Source organism: Sphingomonas sp. 35-24ZXX, from assembly GCF_000786215.1.
Taxonomy (GTDB): domain Bacteria; phylum Pseudomonadota; class Alphaproteobacteria; order Sphingomonadales; family Sphingomonadaceae; genus Blastomonas.
The window spans coordinates 32,905-50,484 of the sequence record NZ_JROG01000011.1; the positions used below are offsets into that span (position 1 = coordinate 32,905).

Consider the following 17,580-nt stretch of genomic DNA (forward strand, 5'->3'; position numbering starts at 1 on the left):
GGCCCCCATGCGCTCACTCCCCCTGGAGTGCACGCATGGCGACTCGTTTAGCGGACGCCCATGGAGCGCGCGTCCATCATCTGTTTAGATTGAATTACCTCGGGCGCGGACAAATCGGTAAGCCAGTCGGCAAAGGTCTGCAAAACCGCTGGTGCCAGTCTTGTCATAGATTCTGTGCAGGTGTGTCCGCGCAGTTGGGCGGGCCATGCCGAGTTTCTCGCCAATCAGGATCAGGTCACCCTGCTCAACCGCCGCTTCCAGCACGCGCGCTTCCGTAGGTGTGAGGCGATAGGATTTCGCCATCGCGGCATAGGCGATGGTCCTCTGACGGTCGACAATCCCGATGTGAATGGCATGGGTCGCAGCCTGATTTGTCGATAGATCGCCTAGCCGGTTGCGTTCCAGCTCCTGTGCTTCGCATAGCAGCCGTGTGATAGTGCCATCGGACCCTGTCAGTTCGGCGATTACCGCGTCACCTGTGGAAATGGCATCCATGGCAGCTTTGCCGAATATGGATCGCCCGATTGGATTGCCTACATTCAGGCCAAGAATGCCCGAAAGTTGGGTGTCGATCTCCAGAATAGTGGCGTCTTTCGACAACAATACGATGTGGTCGCGTGCGCCATTGCTGCTCTGCCGGAAGCCATCAGCCGTGTTTTCGCCATCGATCAGCCGGCTCTGAATCAGGACAGCGCGGGTCAGGTGAGGCACCAGCTCGGAAATTCGCGCAACATCGGCATGATCAAAGACTGCAAGCTCCCCCATGCGGAGGATGCCGAGAGTAGCAATCATGCCTGGCCGCTTAATCAGATTGACCGCCATGTTATCGACGATCTGCTGAGGCACAATGAAACCGCGATAAAAGTGGCTCTCCTGGATCTCCTTGCGCTGGAAATGCGGAGCAACTGGCGCTGGTACGCCTTCAGGGACATCAACCAGTATCGGGCGGAGGACATCGTGCTCGGCAAAGTGCTCGACATAGCGCTGCAGCCAGGCCGGATCGTTGCCAAACTGGATATCGAAGCCACAATTGCGCTCAAAATCATGCCAACCAAGAAAAGCAGCATTGCCGCCAATCTCGGCAGCAATTCGGCGCAACAATGCTTCAAAACGCTGCCGGTCGAAAGCGGCATCATATATCTGTTCAATCAATGACATACACGTAGAGCTATCCGCACGTTTGCACTTAGTCATGTGTTTTTTCGTGTAATCAGGCCGTCGCTATGTCTTTAAATGAAGATTTTACGCGCAGTTACGCGTTGGGCCGCTAGTCTTGCTAGATGGCCGCCTACCGGCAAACTTAAGAAAGTCTCTGCTCCATTGCTGTCATGACAAGGCGCGCCGAGGCTACAAACGCGAAGGATCGCCAATCGTCCCCTTTGATTCGGTCCAATGGCCGCTACTCTTAGAACCGAACGCTCATGGCCATTCATATGAACGAGCGAGTATGGGCTGGCAGCTGTCACTGCTCAGATCGGCCCGCGAATGGCCGCTTCGCCCCGATTCTGGAAAACTCCTGGCATTTCGGAAATGACCCCGAAGTGGTCCTTCCGCAGCCCCGGTGTCATCACTCAATTGCCTACGGCGCGGTTTGGTCAGACGGTCACCTCGCTGCTCGCCTGCGCCGCCAAGGGCTGCGTCCGCCCGGTCACTTCGCAAAACTTCTCATGGTATTTCGGATGCTCGGTGCCCATCCACTTGTCCCACCAAGTGAAGTACAGCCCAAAATTGGTATTGAAGCCTCCATTATGGTGCAGGTCGTGGTGCACCGTGGTGTTGATCCAGCGGGCCAGAGGCACCTCCAGCCACCAGCGCGGGAAGAACTCAAATCCAGCATGGCCCATGGCGTTGCGAATGATCTGGAAGTTCAGCCAGGTGAACAATACCCACCCTGGCGTCGGCACGAAGAATTGCCACAGCGGCACGAACAGGAACATTACGGCCGCCTCGGGCATGGCAAAGCTGTAAGCAGCCCAGGGCGTCGGCGTGATCGAGCGGTGATGCGCGCGATGGAAGTGCTTGAACACCCGGGGATGATGCATGAACCGGTGCGCCCAATAGAAATATGCGTCGTGCGCAATGATAATCCCGGCAAGGATCAGCAAATCCGCGCCCAACCCGAAGCTCACGCCGAAGACATCGTAGAACAATCCGACTTCGCGGCCCCAGATCAGGAAGCCGGCGCCGATGACATAGACGAACACCGATTGCAGCGACTGAAGGAACTCGCGGCGCATGTCTGCGGCGCTGGCCTCGCGCAACTGGATCTTGCGCGAGGCCAGCGTCGTACGTCGCAGCAGCCGCACCAGCGCAAAGGTGACCGAGGCTGCAATCAAATAGCGCCCGAAGTCAAAGGCAAAGATATGGTGCCCCTCGGCGAGCAGGATATCGAGCGGCGGAATTCCGGTAAGCATGGCGGCGTCCTTCTTGCAGATGTTCACCGCCACCTGCTTGCGTTCACGCATCTTTGCGCGGCGTTGTCCGATTCCGGCTAGCCGATTTCGGAAACGGCCAGCGCGCGGGTGCGAAACTCGCTCGGTGTCATGCGTTCCGCCTCGCGGAAAGCGCGGTTGAAGGGACCGAGCGAGCCGAAACCGGCATCAAGGGCAATGGTGATGATAGGCACTTCGCGTTGCGAAGGGTCCGCCAACGCGGACTTCACCTCGGCGAGACGATAGCCATTCAGAAAGGCCGAAAAATTTCGGTGGCCCAACTGGCCATTGATCGTGCGGCGCAGACGGTATTCCTGCTCGCCCAGCAGCGCAGCGAGCTTTGCGATCGACAGGGTCTCGTCGCGGTAGGGCATCTGCGCTGCCATAAACTGCAGCAAGCGCGCAGCCAGCGGATCATCGCCCGGGCTCTGCGCAGGTTTCGCTGGCGCACCCGTCACCTCTGCCAAGCCGAACATGTCTCCCTGCCGCATACGAAGCAACACCGCGCAAAAACCGAACACGGCCAGCAAGCCACCGCTCGCCACCGCAAGCCTCCACGAGGCAGGGGGCTCGCCGGGGGATGCTGCCACTTCGACAAAGGCAATAGCAATGACGCAGATCGCCACGACGCAAACCAGCACGGGCCTGATCCGCCGCCGACGTTCAACCAGATCGCCTTCCCGGCTGCGCCACACTTCCCATAAAGCAGCCCCTGCAAAGGCCAGCATAAATGCCCTGAACAGCACCGCCGAAATCGCGTTGGCGGTCTCGCCGGGAACGGTAAGCTGGACCACCAGCGTATTGGCCACCGACAGGCCGACCAGCAACGCGCTGATCGGGTCTACCTGTTTTTCATCGTTAAACCACGCTTTGGCGAACAGCCAGAACAGCCCGGGAGTCGCCCCAGCACCCAGCGCGAACAACAGGCCAATCATGCTTGGCCTGCAAAAAATGCCGGCCGTCACAACAAAATAGCTGCAGATGCCGACGTTCATCGCCAGCGCAAGCCGGGCCGGCACATCACGCCAATGGTCGCGGATCAGGATCCAGCTCCACTGGACCAGCAAGGCGATCGACCCGCCGCGGGCCATCTGATCGACCTGTTCCCATGCTGTCATGGACGCTTGGCTGCCATAGCGTGGACGGAGCGACAAGCCGATTTCGGAATCGCCCAGGCTGTCCGGTTTCCATCAGCTTTGCGCAATCCGAAAACAACCAGCCCGATTTCGAAACCGGGCAGCCTCAGGCGCGCCAAGCTGGAAATTCCGATGCTGGCCGCTCAAATTGGTGGACGGCCAAACATCGAAGGAAATGATCGTGAGGCTCATTCATGCCCTCCTCTCAGTCGTCACCATGGCGGCTTCACCCTCCGTAGCCGCTGCCACTGTTCCGCAGAGCATCAAAGTTGAGACTGGCGACCTCGATCTCGGCTCGATCAAGGGGCGACGCATCTTGACGACGCGCATCCAGCGCGCGGCACAGACAATGTGCAAAAGCCAAGCGCTGGAAAGCCTACCCCACAATATCCGCCACGAGCACAGCTGCATCCGGCAAGCACAAGCCAGCGCCGACGCTGCCGCAAAGACCCTGACTGCGGCAAGTGATCCAATTTCTGGGAGGGGCGGTTGAGGCTGTAGAACTGACCGAATTGGGTGGGAAAGTCACCATGCACCTATACGAATGGCCAAGCCCAAATGTCCGATAATCATGATCAGGCCATAGCGCTAAGTCCGATGGGCCAATATCTGCAAGCCGGATCTTCCGCTCTTCATCCAGCTGCGATGATAAACATAGCGTCGCGCGATCACGAAAATTGATCGGCGGTTTCTGGCCTATCCAGATACTCATCTCGGCGGCCGGGAGTGACTAGGTCTGGGTCGTACCGCGACAATCCTATGCGCTACACGGTTCACTCCCCAAAAACTTTGACTTGGTGGTTGAGAGCAAGGCGAACGTAGTGCCAAGTGCGACCTCGCTCTTGAAGGTGCAAGGTGCCAGCCACGTGTTTGAAACCCCGCGTATGCCAAAGTTCCCACCAATTGGACTGTATAACATACTGAAAAAGCTTAAATATCTCGGTTTCCGCAAAGAAATTCTGGTCGTGGTGGAGCCGAGGGGAATCGAACCCCTGACCTCGTCATTGCGAACGACGCGCTCTCCCAACTGAGCTACGGCCCCCAATACCTGCGAAAGGTCTTAATGTGACGTAGGTATAATCACTCGCCTTGCGCCACTCCAGTGGAAAAATTGGCTAGGCGTCCGAGGCGTCAGTCGCCGCTGCAGGGCAGCACAGTCGGCAGCTTGCGGTGCCGATAGCGGCGGGGGGGATCGTCCGGCAAGTTAGGGTCAGAGCGAGGCGGAATGATCGCGCGAATACCCTAGAGCAGTAGATTTCCCCAGACGCGATGAGCGCGTCATCGCGCTTGTGCGCGAGCCTCGTCTGGAGCGGTGCGACAGGGATGGTTATCAGCGGTTGTTTCGGTTCCCACCCCGCGTCCGACAAACTCTGGCGAGCAGTCAATCTTCGTCAAGAAGCAGTCTTGGTTCAGAAATTGGTCCGGCTGTGGATCCCTTTTTTCCAGCCGACCTAGCCAAAGCCAGAATCGTATACTATAGCATGTCTTGCTTTACGACTTTGCCGAAGGACCAGGGATGCACGATCATGAAACACTTTTGGCGCTGACTGCTGACATCGTCGCTGCCTATGCGAGTAACAACAGTATTGCCGCCGCTGATTTGCCAAGATCGATTGTGTCTGTTTATGGCGCCCTGGCCGGCACTGCCAGGTCCGAAGTCCCCGCCCCAGAACAAACGCAGCAGCCTTCAGTCCCAATCCGCGCATCCATCAAGCCTGACTATTTGATATGCTTGGAAGACGGCAAGCGTCTGACCATGTTGAAGAGACATCTCATGGTACATTTCGGGCTTACGCCAGCCGCCTACAGGGAGAAATGGAACCTGCCTGCGGATTACCCGATGGTCGCCCCTAACTATGCCGCGCGCCGTCGTGAAATCGCCACCCAGATTGGGCTTGGGAAAAGCGGGCGTGGTGGTCGCAAGAAATCCTCCGCTGATGCCGGTCCCGCTCGCAGTGAAGACCCCTCGTAACGGGGGGAACCTGGAAGACGGCCTTTACAAGGTACCCGTCGGCCAGCCCGACTCAGTCGACATTGATCGGCCGGAGGGCCTGCCATTTCTCGATGAAGCGAACAGCCGCATTGACGAATTTTTCGGAATCCGCGCGCCCCTGCTCTGCTGTGGCCGTGGCTGGATCGAGTTCGCTCCACACGCCGATATCCGTCATGTCGTCGGTGGCCGTTCCCTTGCCGGTGGATTTCTGCTTCAGCGCCTCGGCGAGGAACACAAGCGTTGCCGTAGGGTCCCCCGCCTTGACGGCCGGAACCATGGCTTCCAGATGCGGAGGCAATTTCAGCTTGGCGCGGCGGGCAGCATCCAGATTGACCAGCCCCGGTTGCAGATAGAGTGAGCTGCTGGTTTCATTGACGCCGCCATGCCGATCAAAGGGCTTGGGGCCAGTGCCAGCCGCCTGTTTCATGAATGGCCGGATGGCTTCGCCAAGGTCGACGGCAATGCCTGGCGTCTCCTGGTTGATTCTGTCGACGATGAACTTCGTTGTGGCCTGATTGCCGCCATGGGCATTCAAGATGAGGAAGCGCTTGAATCCTTGGCCGATCATGCTTTCGATAGCTTCGACGTAGACCTTCTGAATGGTCTCTGTTGAAAGCGAGATGGTCCCCGGAAAACCCAGATGGTAGGGCGAGTTGCCAACCATGAGAATCGGCGCGACCAGCACATCGGCATATTGCGCGACCAGCTTGGCCTCTTCAGTACCATTCAAAAAATCAGTGCCGAGCGGCCCTTGTGGTCCATGCTGCTCGATCGATCCGACCGGAATTATGACCATGTCCGATCGCTTCAGAAACTCCGCCACTTCCGTCCAGGTCATCTCGGGAAGATAGTTTTTCGTCTTATGCGGTGTCGCCAGTGGATTTGCTTCCGGCAGCGTTATCCAGGTGCGGTCCGGCGGTGCCTTTTGGCTCTGCGCAGATACGGTACTCGGCGCTAGGGCGGCGACAAACAAAGCAGCAGTGGAAACGAGCATGGCATTTTTCATGGTGCACCCCTTGTGAAACCTGTCTGCAGACAGACTAGACAAATACGCTCAACCACAAAGCGAAGTTTATTCCCGACGATAAGCGTGGATAGGAGCAAACCACGCGAAGTGGCCCACAACACCCACGACGCGGAGAAACGCGGCCGACTCACAATACCTGGAGGTTTGGAACAAGTGAAAGTATTGGCCCTGACGGCATATTGCGCGGATAAGGGTGGGTGACCGACTGCTGCTGAGACCTTCCGAAAATCGCTTCTGGCAATCTGCGTGCGTGCAGCTAGTCTTCTGGACACCCCGGCATGCAAGCTGACCTGGATGGGAGAGTACCATGCTTCATCGCGTATTGCTGTTCGCTGCGTTGGGTTTGTCGATCATCTCCCCGGGCCTGGCGCAACCTACTGTCGAACCAGCTGCGCTGGCGACGCCAACGCTGAAGGCTGGTGAAGTCCGGTTGACCTATCTCGGCAATGCAGGATGGGAGATCACTGACGGGCGCAGGGTGATCCTTGTAGATCCTTTCCTCACCCAATTTGCTCGCTGGACCGCTGCCGGACCCAAAGTCGTTGCACCAGACGAGCTGTACGCGCCGGATACCGCGCTGATCGACAAACATGTCAGCCGCGCAGACTACGTGCTGATTACCCACGGCCATTCGGATCACGCGCTCGACGCGGGATATATATCGCGCAAGACAGGGGCGGTGATCGTTGGCCGGGAGACAACTGCAAATCTGGCGCGGGCCTATGAGGTCCCGGAAGCCTCGCTGATCACCGTGGTTGGCGGCGAAGATTACGATTTTGAGGATTTTTCGCTCAAGGTCATTCCCAGCGTTCACAGCGCGCTGGACGACAAGCGCTATTTCAACAACGGCCGCAAGATTACCGGCAACGCCCCTGCTGGCTTGCGCGCTCCGCTGCGGCGCAAGGACTATGTCGAGGGCGGCAGTGTGGCCTATCTGCTCCGCAATGCGGGCCATGAAATTCTCATCATGGGATCGATGAACTTCATAGAACGCGAGATGGACGGATTGCGGCCCAATATCGCGCTTGTCGGGTCCAACAGCCAGCGTCATGAGATCTACGATTTCACCGGTCGCCTCATGCGTGCGCTTGGAAATCCCTCCGTCGTACTCCCCACCCACGCAGATGCTTATGGTGATCCCAAACCTTCAGAGGCTATCCTTGCCGACCAGAAGCGTTTTCAGCAGGAAGTTGCAGCCGCCTCTCCGAACAGCCGTTTCATCCGGCCAAAGTGGTTCGAGCCAATCACGCTGGGACCTGCCGCATCCTCCCACAGCGCAAGGTCCAATCGCACCGTGATCAACCCGGCCGGCATCGCTCCCCTGGTACCTGCCTATTCGGTCGCCATCCGAAACGGAAACCGGGTTTTTGTCTCCGGAATGACCGGTGTCAAGCCGGGCACGCAGGACATCGTAGCCGGAGGTGTCGCGGTACAAACGCAGCAAACGCTTGAAAACATCCGTACATCCCTGGAAGCCGCCGATGCCAAGATGGCCGACGTCGACGAGTGCACCGTGTTCCTTGTGGATATGGCCGATTATGCCGCGATGAACTCGGTCTATCAGACATATTTCCCAAGCAATCCGCCGGCGCGAGCCACGCTTGCCGTGACGGCGCTACCCCGGCCTGCGGCTCGCGTCGAGATCAAGTGTAGCGCGACAGTCAAATAGCAGCCAACACGCCGCGAGTGCGTCAGGACGCAAGGCTTTCCCTTGGCACCCATTGATGGGCCTTGGTCCTTGCCCTTACCGGAACTCGAACACGTCACGAAACCAGATTGGGAGCACCACGCCCCCATACTAGCGCTCAGGTGCCGCGCTCCCGCTGCAAGAAACTACGTGCGTCGCCCGGCCCGGATATGCGGAACACCTTGCCGAATATCAGTCGCCGCTGCTGGGCAGTACGGTTGGTAGCTTGGGCGGATTGCCGGTCGGCGTGGCGGCCGGTGCAGCGCCGTTGCTGGTGCTGGCAGCAGGCTGGACGGTGGCGCCCATCTGCGCGGCCTGGGTAGCGCGCATCTCGGGGCTGCCATACAGCGCGATCCACTTCTGCAGATCGGTCTGATAGCTTTCGTAGGACGCATAGAAGCGGTCGAACACGCCTTCGAGCGCCGGCAGCGCGCGCGCCGAGAAGGTCACCAGTTCCTTCGACGGCAACGCCGCAGCTTCCTGGCCCAGCACCAGCGCGGCGTTGCAGAAATCGGACTTCACCGGCGGGAAGGCGAAGAAATTGTAGACCTGCGTGTTTTCGGTATCGCGGATGCGGGCATAGCCGGTGCCATAGCGCTTGCGATACTTGTCCTCGACGATCTTGTTGATCCGGTCGAGCTCGCGCTTGTGGGTCTTGAGGAACAGGTTGTAATCGTCCGCGATCCGGAAATGCTGCGGGTTCTGGCAGTTAAGCGCGGCCACGTTGAACGCGGCGCGGAAGTACCACAGCTTCTCGTTGTCATCGATGTCGCGCATCGGCGTGTCGCGCAGGCCGTCGGCGCGCAGAGCGGGCACGGCCATCGCGGTCATCGCATTGGAGGGCGGCGTGGGCATGCGCGGCGGTGCGACGACCACCGGCGGCGGCGGCGGGGCAACCGCGACAGGGGCAGGCTTGCCTCCGCCACAGGCCGAGATCAGTGTCGTCAAGCCGACCGTTGCGGCCAGCATCGTTGCACGGCTGAGGGCCATACGAGCCATTTTTTGCGTCTCCCGGTGCCGCGCACATTGCCCGTGGTCGGGATCGCGCGGTCTCATGGGCATGTTTCTATGCCCGGCATGGTGCGATCTCAACACCAAAACGACGAACTGCGAAAGCATGGACCGACACGGTTAACAGCCAAGCGCGACGAGCCGAGTCCGACAGGCGATCAGCCGAAAGCAAACGCGCAAAGAAAAGCCCGGCGGAAGGGGATCCGCCGGGCTGTCAGGGTTCCAGTGCTTTTCCAGACAATCAGTCGCGATTGCCCATGATGCTCAGCAGCGCCTGGAACATATTGATGAAGTCGAGATAGAGGCTCAGCGCGCCCATGATCACGACCTTGCCCATCATGTTGGTACCTGCGACATGCGCATACATGCTCTTGAGCTTCTGCGTGTCATAGGCGGTCAGGCCGGCAAAGATCAGCACGGCGGCGTAGCTGATCACCAAGCCCATCACCGACGACTTGAGGAAGATGTTGAGGATGCTGGCGACGATCAGGCCGACAACACCCATGATCAGGAAGCTGCCCCAACCGGTCAGATCCTTCTTGGTGGTGTAGCCGAACAGGCTGAGGCCCGCGAACGCCGCAGCGGTCGAGAAGAACGCCAGCGCGATGCTCTCACCGGTATAGACCAGGAAGATCGTCGACATGCTGAGGCCCATCAGGAGCGCGAAGCCCCAGAACATCGCCTGCAGCGCAGCCGTCGAGAACTTGTTCATCCCCAGGCTCATCGCGAAGACGATCGCGAGCGGCGAGAAGATGATGACGTACTTCATCAGGCCGGGGCCGAACATGATCTGCGCGGCCATGCCCGACTGGGCGAAGAGCAGCGCGACAATGCCGGTCAACAGGATGCCGCTGGTCATGTAATTGTAGATGGACAGCATGTAGGAACGCAGCCCCGCATCAAATGCAGCACTGGGCACGCCGGTCTGCGCATTGATCGAGCCGGCGCGCAGTCTGTCTGTCGCGCGAGGATCAAAACGGTCAGCCATCGAAAAAATCTCCTTTGCCCGGCATTGTTGCCGGATAGACACAATATCGCCCTTTGGCGGGCAATTTTCAAGCGAAACCGGTTTTCAGTTCACCGCAGCCTGATACGATACACTTCTTACCATGAGATTGTTCCTTGCCCTGGTGCCGCCGCCGGCCGTCCGCGAACACCTGCTGAGCCGCATGCATGGCCTGGCCGGAGCCCGCTGGCAGAGCGATGCCCAGTTGCATGTCACGGCGCGCTTCATCGGCGATGCCGATCGCCATACGGCTGACGCGCTGATGCTCGCGCTGGGCACTGAAAGATTCGGGCGGATCGATGCGCGGCTCGAGGACTTTGGCTGGTTTGACCGGCGCGGACGCATCGATCACCTCTGGGCGGGACTGGCCCCGCGCGATCCCCTCGCCGCGCTGCACGCCAAGCTGGACCGGCTGTGCGTCCGCTGCGGCTTTGAGCCCGAAGGGCGCCGATATGTGCCGCATGTGACGCTGGCGCGCTTTGCCCGCAGTGCCGCCCCCGATTCGGCGCAGATCGCGGCCTGGATGGCGGCTCAGCCTGCGCTGCCGCGCGATGCCTTCCACTTCGACGAACTGGTGCTGATGGAAAGCCTGATGGGCCGCGAGGGCAGTGTCTATACGCCGATGGCTCATTTCCGCTTGCGCGGCTGACCCGGCGCAGGACCGTCAGGGCTGGAAAGCGGCGACGATCTCTGCGGTGACGCGTGCCGGCCGACCAGTGGCCTTGTCGAGCATCGCCCAGGTCGAGACGGCGGTGACAATATCGCGCCCGTAGGCATCGGCAAAGGCGGCATGCCGGGCAAAGCGTGCGCCCTTTGGCGTCCCGGGCACCCAGGTGCGGCCGATGGCCTGCGCACCCAGGCCGATGTTGCCGCGATAATCGATCTCGTGGCGGACGATCACCCAGAAATAGGCGTCGACATGCGCAGGGTCCGCCGCCGCGTTCCAGTGCGAGACCGACAGGTCCTGCAGCCACTGCACCCAGACGGCGTTGTTGACATGGCCCAGCTCGTCGATGTGGTGCGGTTCGGCGGTGAAGGTGCGGGTGAAGGTGTTCATCGGGTGTTGCCTAGCTCCGTCTCGCACAAAGCTCTCCCGAGTTCCCGAGCGAAGTCGAGGGACGTGATCTCGAGCGGCTGCGTAAGGTCCCTCGACAAGCTCGGGACAAACGAATGGGGATGCGAAGAAGAAAAAAGCCCGGCTGACGCTGTGCCAGCCGGGCCTGTTGATCAATCCGCGTTGGTATCGCTGGCCTTCTTGGCCGATCCCCGCGCCTTTTTGGGCTTGGTGGCCTTGGGCGGTGCCGGGACGATCTCGAACGCCATCACGCCATCCTTCAGATGGACGCTGACCTCGCCGCCCTGCACCAGCTTGCCGAACAGCAGTTCCTCGGCGAGCGGCTGCTTGATCTTCTCCTGGATGAGCCGCGCCATCGGACGCGCCCCGTACAGGCGATCATAGCCGCGCTCGCACAGCCAGTCGCGGGCCGACTGGTCGAGACGGATGTGGACGTTCTGTTCGGCCAGCTGCAGTTCGAGCTGGAGGATGAACTTGTCGACCACGCGGGCCACAACCTCGGTACCCAGATAGGCAAACGGCACCACCGCATCGAGACGGTTGCGGAATTCGGGGGTGAACATCTTCTTCACCGCCTCGTCCGAAGCGTCCTCGCGGCTGACATCGCCAAAGCCGATGCCTTCGCGTGCCATGTCCGCCGCGCCCGCATTGGTCGTCATGATCAGCACGACATTGCGGAAGTCGACGGTCTTGCCGTGGTGATCGGTGAGCTTGCCGTTGTCCATCACCTGCAGTAGGATGTTGAACAGATCGGGGTGCGCCTTTTCGATCTCGTCGAGCAACAGCACGCAATGCGGCTGCTGGTCGATCGCATCGGTGAGCAGACCGCCCTGATCATAGCCGACATAGCCCGGAGGCGCGCCGATCAGGCGGCTGACCGAGTGCCGCTCCATATATTCCGACATGTCGAAACGCTGCAGCGGAATGCCCATGATGCTCGCCAGCTGCCGGGCAACCTCGGTCTTGCCGACGCCCGTGGGGCCGGAGAACAGATAGTTGCCGATCGGCTTGTCGGGATCGCGCAGGCCGGCACGGCTAAGCTTGATCGCGCTGGACAGCACCTCGATCGCCTTGTTCTGGCCGAACACGACGCGCTTCAGGTCGCGGTCGAGATGCTCGAGCACCTTCTTGTCGTCCTTCGACACCGACTTGGGCGGGATGCGTGCCATCGTCGCGATCACGCTTTCGATCTCGCGCGCAGTGATGATCTTGCGCCGCTTGGCAGGCGGCACCAGCATCTGCATCGCGCCCACTTCGTCGATCACGTCGATCGCCTTGTCGGGCAGCTTGCGGTCGTTGATGTACCGTGCCGAAAGCTCGACTGCGGTCTTGATCGCGTCCGGGGTGTACTTCACCTTGTGATGGTCCTCGAACGCGGTGCGCAGACCCTTGAGGATCTTGATCGTATCCTCGATCGTCGGCTCGTTGACGTCGATCTTCTGGAACCGGCGCAGAAGCGCGCGGTCCTTCTCGAAATGGTTGCGGAACTCCTTGTAGGTGGTCGAGCCGATGCAGCGGATCGTGCCGCCCGACAGCGCGGGCTTCAGGAGATTCGATGCATCCATCGCGCCGCCGCTGGTGGCGCCGGCGCCAATCACGGTGTGGATCTCGTCGATGAACAGCACCGCATGCGGCATCTTCTCAAGTTCAGATACGACCTGCTTGAGCCGCTCCTCGAAATCGCCGCGATAGCGGGTGCCGGCCAGCAGCGCGCCCATGTCGAGCGAGTAGATCACGGCCTTTTCGAGCACCTCGGGCACATCGCCCTCGACGATCTTGCGCGCCAGGCCCTCGGCGATCGCGGTCTTGCCGACGCCGGGATCACCCACATACAGCGGGTTGTTCTTCGAACGGCGGCACAGGATCTGGATCGTGCGATCCACCTCGGGGCCGCGACCGATCAGCGGATCGATCTTGCCGGCCTGCGCGCGTGCATTGAGATTGACGGTGAACTGGTCGAGCGCACTGTCCTTCTTCTGCTTGCCCGAGGCATCCTGCTTTTCTTCCTGCGGCTCTTCGGTCCCGCGCGGGCTGCGCTGCTCGACCGCCTGGCCGCCCTTGCCGATGCCGTGGCTGATATAGCTCACCGCATCGAGACGGCTCATGTCCTGCTGCTGCAGGAAATAGACGGCATAGCTTTCGCGCTCAGAAAACAGCGCGACCAGCACGTTGGCGCCGGTCACGACATCCTTGCCCGACGACTGGACGTGCAGGATTGCACGCTGGACGACGCGCTGGAAGCCGGAGGTGGGTGCAGGATCAGTCTTTTCGGCGACCTTGAGCGAGTCCAGCTCGTTGTCGAGATAATGCGTCACCGCATCTCCCAGCTCGCCAAGGTCGACGCCGCAGGCCTGCATCACCTGCGCCGCATCGGCATCATCGATCAGCGCGAGAAGCAGATGCTCCAGCGTCGCATATTCGTGACGGCGGTCGGCGGCATTGTGAAGGGCCTGGTGCAGCGTCTTTTCAAGGGATTCGGCAAAGGACGGCATAATGGCGATACTCCGTTACGGGCAAATTGCCCGCAATGTCAGTCAGTGTACCCGGGGAAAAAGAGCCGGGCCTCTATGGTCAAGCGCCTCATTGCCATTGCCCCATTGTTCACTCCGGGGCGCTTTACAGCAACCAATATAGGCGAGTGTCTCTCCAAATCCAGCAGGCTGCAAGCCCTGGTTCGAGATTATTATCAGCAAAGACCGTGCCAGATGAACGACCTGAAAGGTCCGGCAGCGGGCATGCGCATCAGCCCTTGCGGAACAGCGCGTCGGCGCTGGCGCGGTGGCGTGCGGCAAATTCCTTGCGCGCCTCGCATCGGGCGATTTCTGCGCGGCACAGCGCGATCCGGGCATCCAGCTCATCGAGCGAATAGGGGTCGATGTCTTCGCTGCCCAGTTTCTGGGCGGCGTCGGCGCGCAGGCGCGAGAGGCTTTCGTCGGGCTCCATGGGACTTATTGTTGACCCGCGAGCGGTAGCTGTCAATATAAGCCGCTACAGATGTTGGGGTTCTGTCCGCAACGAGGGGGGATAACCAGGGCATGTCTACCATGACCATGGCTACAGTAATACCGGCTGTCATGCAGGCCGTTGACTATGCCGAACCGGGCGGTCCCGAAGTACTGGTGGCAGGCGAAGCGCCGGTTCCCGAGCCTTCACAGGGTGAGCTACTGATCCGCGTCGCGGCTGCCGGGGTCAATCGCCCCGATGTCATTCAACGCCAGGGCTTTTATCCGCCTCCGCCGGGCGCGCCGCATATTCCGGGACTGGAAATCGCAGGCACCGTCGTCGCCGTGGGGCCGGGCACCGATGATGCGATGATCGGCCAGCAGGTCTGCGCGCTGGTCGCAGGCGGCGGCTATGCCCAATATTGCGTCGCCCGGGCCGACCATTGCTTGACCGTCCCGTCGGGCATAGCGATGGCAGAGGCCTCCGCCCTGCCCGAAACACTGTTCACCGTGTGGCACAACCTGTTCCAGCGCGGCTATGCCCGCGATGGCGAGACGGTTCTGGTCCATGGCGGCACCAGCGGCATCGGCACGATGGCGATCAAGCTCGGCCGCCTGTTCGACCTCAAGGTCATCGTCACCTGCGGCAGCGACGACAAGTGCGCCGCCGCGCTGGACATCGGCGCGCACCACGCGATCAACTACAAGGCGCATGATTTCGTCGAGGAAGTCCAGCGCCTGACCGACGGCAAGGGCGTCGAGATCGTGCTCGACATGGTCGGCGGCAGCTATTTGCCGCGCAACATGGCCTGCCTGGCCGATGATGGCCGCAATGTCACCATCGCCGTCCAGGGCGGCATGAAGGCCGAGATTTCGGTGCTGGAGATCATGCGCCGCCGCCTGACGCTGACCGGATCGACGCTGCGCCCCCGCTCTGCTGCCTTCAAGGCGCTGCTCGCGGACGAGATTTCGCGCGAGGTCTGGCCTTTGGTCGCCACTGGCGAACTGTCGCCGCTGATCCACAGCCGCTATCCGCTGGCCCAGGCGGCGCAGGCGCACGCGCAGATGGAATCGGGCGATCTCATCGGCAAGATCGTGCTCGAGATCGACTGAGCGCCGCCGTCCTGCCCGCCATCTGTCACAAAGCCGTCATCGCTATGCGATTCCAGATGTCACATTAAACCGCCAATGGCGTGGTCCCGAGGATGCAATCATCCGCAAGGGAGCACGCGCCGCCATGGCACTGGACGATTTCAGCGACACCATCCATGCCTTGCTGGGCAGCGGCACCGGCGACGGTGATTTTTCGAACGTCACCGGCTTTCCCGGTGGCCTGCCCTATACCCCCGAACCGCCGGTCGATGCGCGCAGGCGCTATCGCACCATCTGGATATCGGACGTGCATCTGGGCACGCGCGGCTGCAACGCCCGCCTGCTGATCGACTTTCTCGACCATGTCGACAGCGAGACAATGTATCTGGTCGGCGACATCATCGATGGCTGGCGGCTGAAGAAGAAATTCTACTGGCCCGCCGCGCACAACGACATCGTCTGGCGCATCCTGAAGCGCGCCAAGCGCGGAACGCGCATCGTCTATATCCCCGGCAACCATGACGAGATGTTCCGCCAGTTTTCCGGGCTGAACTTCGGCGGGGTCGAAATCCGCCGCGCCGCCTTCCACGAGACCGCCGACGGCAAGCGGCTGATGGTGCTGCACGGCGACGAATTCGACACGATCATGCTCGCGCACCGCTGGCTCGCGTTCGTCGGCGACACGCTCTACCACCTGCTGATGAGCCTCAACATCGGGGTCAACTGGGTCCGCCAGCGCTTTGGCCTGTCCTATTGGTCATTGTCCAAGATGGCCAAGCACAAGGTCAAGAACGCGGTCGAGTTCATCTCGCGCTTCGAGGAGCTGGTGGCTCGCGCCGCGGCCGAACGCGGTGTCGATGGTGTCGTGTGCGGCCATATCCACACCGCCGAGATCCGCGAGATCGGCGGCGTCGAATATTACAATGACGGCGACTGGGTCGAAGGCTGCACCGCGCTGGTCGAGCATTTCGACGGGCGCATGGAAGTGCTGCACTGGGCCGACATCATGAAGGAGCGCGAAGCGGCCGAAGCCGAGGCGCGCATGATGGGCGGCCGCGCAGTCGAGGCCGCCTGACAGCGAAACCCCAGGCAGGAGGACAGACCATGCCAGCCCGGATGAAAATCGCGATCGTCACCGATGCCTGGACGCCCCAGGTCAATGGCGTGGTGCGCACCTTGTGCGCAGTGACCGGCCAGCTTCGCGCGCTGGGTCACGACGTGCTGGTGATTTCTCCCGATCAATACGCCTCGATCCCCTGCCCCTCCTATCCCGAGATCCGGCTGGCGCTGGCGACGCGCCACGGTGTCGGCGCGCGGCTCGACGATTTCGCGCCCGATGCGGTGCACATCGCCACCGAAGGACCTTTGGGCATCGCGGCCCGGCGCTTCTGCCTCAACCACGGCTATCCGTTCACCACCGCCTATCACACCCAGTTTCCCGACTATCTGGCGCGCCGCACCGGGCTTCCCGCGGCGATGTTCTGGCCGTTCATCCGCTGGTTCCACGCGCCTGCCTCGGCGATCCTGGTCTCGACCGAAACGGTGCGGCGGCAGCTGCGCGGCCAGGGGCTTAACCAGGTGGTGCACTGGGGCCGCGGGGTCGATCTATCCTGCTTCAGCCCGGCCGCGCCCGTGCCTGCGCTCTATGCAGACCTCGATGGGCCGATCCAGCTCTACGTCGGGCGGGTCGCGGTGGAAAAGAACATCGAGGCGTTCCTGTCGAACGGCCATCCCGGCAGCAAGGTCGTGGTCGGCGATGGTCCGGCGCGCGAGGCGCTGGCGCGCGCCTATCCGGACGCGCATTTCGTCGGCGCGCAATCGGGGGCGGCCTTGGCGGGCTATTATGCCGGGGCCGACGTGTTCGTGTTCCCCAGCCGCACCGACACCTTCGGCCTGGTGATGATCGAGGCGCTCGCCTGCGGCACCCCGGTCGCCGCCTATCCGGTCTCGGGCCCGCTCGATGTGCTGACACCACGGTCAGGCGCGATGGACGAGGCGCTGGACAACGGGATTGCCGCTGCACTGCGTCTCGACCGGGCCGATTGCATCGCGGCAGGCCGCGCCTTCACATGGGAGGCCAGCACCCGGCAGTTCCTGGGCGCGCTGGTGCCGATCACCTCGGGCCTCAGACTGGCGGCCTGATCCGGGCCGCTGTCACCAGATAATGTTTGGCAATCGC

At 61.2% G+C, this 17,580-nt stretch carries 16 protein-coding genes and 1 tRNA gene; 7 read left to right on the top strand and 10 right to left on the bottom strand.

Annotated elements, in window-relative coordinates; genetic code table 11:
• Positions 1-84: 84 nt before the first annotated feature.
• The 3 genes from LI72_RS20170 to LI72_RS18055 all read right to left on the bottom strand — a co-directional run bounded on the left by LI72_RS20170 (position 85) and on the right by LI72_RS18055 (position 3,550).
• A complete protein-coding gene (locus LI72_RS20170; RefSeq protein WP_156139712.1) occupies positions 85-1,158 on the bottom strand; it encodes a helix-turn-helix transcriptional regulator in 1,074 nt (357 codons plus the stop codon).
• A gap of 437 nt (positions 1,159-1,595) precedes the next feature.
• Positions 1,596-2,465: a sterol desaturase family protein gene (locus LI72_RS18050; protein ID WP_052130263.1), complete on the bottom strand. Its 870-nt coding sequence runs from the start codon at positions 2,463-2,465 to the stop codon at positions 1,596-1,598.
• A 26-nt stretch (positions 2,466-2,491) separates the two neighbouring features.
• Positions 2,492-3,550 carry an AraC family transcriptional regulator gene (locus LI72_RS18055; RefSeq protein WP_052130265.1) on the bottom strand — a complete coding sequence of 353 codons (1,059 nt, stop codon included), beginning with the start codon at positions 3,548-3,550 and terminating at the stop codon, positions 2,492-2,494.
• A gap of 199 nt (positions 3,551-3,749) precedes the next feature.
• Here LI72_RS18055 and LI72_RS18060 point away from each other — a divergent pair, with 199 nt between their 5' ends.
• Positions 3,750-4,061: a UrcA family protein gene (locus tag LI72_RS18060; RefSeq protein ID WP_197051969.1), complete on the top strand. Its 312-nt coding sequence runs from the start codon at positions 3,750-3,752 to the stop codon at positions 4,059-4,061.
• Positions 4,062-4,534: 473 nt separating this feature from the next.
• Here the strand turns inward: LI72_RS18060 and LI72_RS18070 are convergent.
• Positions 4,535-4,610: transfer RNA gene (locus tag LI72_RS18070), tRNA-Ala, on the bottom strand.
• 474 nt (positions 4,611-5,084) lie between these two features.
• On the opposite strand from LI72_RS18070, the gene LI72_RS18075 reads away from it, so the two are divergent.
• On the top strand, positions 5,085-5,540 hold the full coding sequence (locus LI72_RS18075) for a MucR family transcriptional regulator (protein ID WP_033927373.1): 456 nt from the start codon (positions 5,085-5,087) through the stop codon (positions 5,538-5,540).
• Positions 5,541-5,592: 52 nt separating this feature from the next.
• Here LI72_RS18075 and LI72_RS19210 read toward each other — a convergent pair whose 3' ends face one another.
• Complete coding sequence (locus tag LI72_RS19210) at positions 5,593-6,567, bottom strand: creatininase family protein (protein ID WP_081985250.1); 975 nt, start codon at positions 6,565-6,567, stop codon at positions 5,593-5,595.
• Positions 6,568-6,895: 328 nt separating this feature from the next.
• Here LI72_RS19210 and LI72_RS18085 point away from each other — a divergent pair, with 328 nt between their 5' ends.
• Positions 6,896-8,257 carry a Rid family hydrolase gene (locus tag LI72_RS18085; RefSeq protein ID WP_033927374.1) on the top strand — a complete coding sequence of 454 codons (1,362 nt, stop codon included), beginning with the start codon at positions 6,896-6,898 and terminating at the stop codon, positions 8,255-8,257.
• Between the two features lie 210 nt (positions 8,258-8,467).
• Here LI72_RS18085 and LI72_RS18090 read toward each other — a convergent pair whose 3' ends face one another.
• Complete coding sequence (locus tag LI72_RS18090) at positions 8,468-9,274, bottom strand: hypothetical protein (RefSeq protein ID WP_156139713.1); 807 nt, start codon at positions 9,272-9,274, stop codon at positions 8,468-8,470.
• 253 nt (positions 9,275-9,527) lie between these two features.
• Positions 9,528-10,274 carry a Bax inhibitor-1/YccA family protein gene (locus LI72_RS18095; protein WP_033927375.1) on the bottom strand — a complete coding sequence of 249 codons (747 nt, stop codon included), beginning with the start codon at positions 10,272-10,274 and terminating at the stop codon, positions 9,528-9,530.
• Positions 10,275-10,395: 121 nt separating this feature from the next.
• Here LI72_RS18095 and thpR point away from each other — a divergent pair, with 121 nt between their 5' ends.
• Entirely contained in the window at positions 10,396-10,941 is a 546-nt protein-coding gene (gene thpR, locus LI72_RS18100; RefSeq protein ID WP_033927376.1) for an RNA 2',3'-cyclic phosphodiesterase, read from the top strand.
• A 15-nt stretch (positions 10,942-10,956) separates the two neighbouring features.
• On the opposite strand, the gene LI72_RS18105 is transcribed toward thpR, so the two are convergent.
• From LI72_RS18105 to LI72_RS18115, 3 genes are all read right to left on the bottom strand, one after another.
• A complete protein-coding gene (locus tag LI72_RS18105; protein WP_033927377.1) occupies positions 10,957-11,349 on the bottom strand; it encodes an acyl-CoA thioesterase in 393 nt (130 codons plus the stop codon).
• A gap of 170 nt (positions 11,350-11,519) precedes the next feature.
• Entirely contained in the window at positions 11,520-13,859 is a 2,340-nt protein-coding gene (gene clpA, locus LI72_RS18110) for an ATP-dependent Clp protease ATP-binding subunit ClpA (RefSeq protein ID WP_033927378.1), read from the bottom strand.
• Between the two features lie 250 nt (positions 13,860-14,109).
• On the bottom strand, positions 14,110-14,310 hold the full coding sequence (locus LI72_RS18115) for a DUF1192 domain-containing protein (protein ID WP_033927379.1): 201 nt from the start codon (positions 14,308-14,310) through the stop codon (positions 14,110-14,112).
• Between the two features lie 131 nt (positions 14,311-14,441).
• Between LI72_RS18115 and LI72_RS18120 the strand changes: the two genes are divergently transcribed.
• The 3 genes from LI72_RS18120 (at position 14,442) to LI72_RS18130 (ending at position 17,543) form a co-directional block, all read left to right on the top strand.
• A complete protein-coding gene (locus LI72_RS18120; RefSeq protein WP_231562528.1) occupies positions 14,442-15,422 on the top strand; it encodes an NAD(P)H-quinone oxidoreductase in 981 nt (326 codons plus the stop codon).
• Positions 15,423-15,546: 124 nt separating this feature from the next.
• Positions 15,547-16,476, top strand: a complete 930-nt coding sequence (locus LI72_RS18125) for a UDP-2,3-diacylglucosamine diphosphatase (protein ID WP_156139714.1) — start codon at positions 15,547-15,549, stop codon at positions 16,474-16,476.
• A gap of 41 nt (positions 16,477-16,517) precedes the next feature.
• Positions 16,518-17,543: a glycosyltransferase family 4 protein gene (locus tag LI72_RS18130; protein ID WP_033927381.1), complete on the top strand. Its 1,026-nt coding sequence runs from the start codon at positions 16,518-16,520 to the stop codon at positions 17,541-17,543.
• Positions 17,544-17,580: the final 37 nt, after the last annotated feature.

Coding starts and splice junctions, on each gene's coding strand:
- LI72_RS18125 (WP_156139714.1), top strand. CDS start 15,547: ATGGCACTGGACGATTTCAGCGACACCATCCATGCCTTGCTGGGCAGC.
- LI72_RS18130 (WP_033927381.1), top strand. CDS start 16,518: ATGAAAATCGCGATCGTCACCGATGCCTGGACGCCCCAGGTCAATGGC.
- LI72_RS18050 (WP_052130263.1), bottom strand. CDS start 2,465: ATGCGTGAACGCAAGCAGGTGGCGGTGAACATCTGCAAGAAGGACGCC.
- LI72_RS18120 (WP_231562528.1), top strand. CDS start 14,442: ATGCAGGCCGTTGACTATGCCGAACCGGGCGGTCCCGAAGTACTGGTG.
- LI72_RS18085 (WP_033927374.1), top strand. CDS start 6,896: ATGCTTCATCGCGTATTGCTGTTCGCTGCGTTGGGTTTGTCGATCATC.
- LI72_RS18090 (WP_156139713.1), bottom strand. CDS start 9,274: ATGGCTCGTATGGCCCTCAGCCGTGCAACGATGCTGGCCGCAACGGTC.
- LI72_RS18055 (WP_052130265.1), bottom strand. CDS start 3,550: ATGACAGCATGGGAACAGGTCGATCAGATGGCCCGCGGCGGGTCGATC.
- LI72_RS18115 (WP_033927379.1), bottom strand. CDS start 14,310: ATGGAGCCCGACGAAAGCCTCTCGCGCCTGCGCGCCGACGCCGCCCAG.
- LI72_RS18105 (WP_033927377.1), bottom strand. CDS start 11,349: ATGAACACCTTCACCCGCACCTTCACCGCCGAACCGCACCACATCGAC.
- LI72_RS18095 (WP_033927375.1), bottom strand. CDS start 10,274: ATGGCTGACCGTTTTGATCCTCGCGCGACAGACAGACTGCGCGCCGGC.
- thpR (WP_033927376.1), top strand. CDS start 10,396: ATGAGATTGTTCCTTGCCCTGGTGCCGCCGCCGGCCGTCCGCGAACAC.
- LI72_RS19210 (WP_081985250.1), bottom strand. CDS start 6,567: ATGAAAAATGCCATGCTCGTTTCCACTGCTGCTTTGTTTGTCGCCGCC.
- clpA (WP_033927378.1), bottom strand. CDS start 13,859: ATGCCGTCCTTTGCCGAATCCCTTGAAAAGACGCTGCACCAGGCCCTT.
- LI72_RS18075 (WP_033927373.1), top strand. CDS start 5,085: ATGCACGATCATGAAACACTTTTGGCGCTGACTGCTGACATCGTCGCT.
- LI72_RS20170 (WP_156139712.1), bottom strand. CDS start 1,158: ATGTCATTGATTGAACAGATATATGATGCCGCTTTCGACCGGCAGCGT.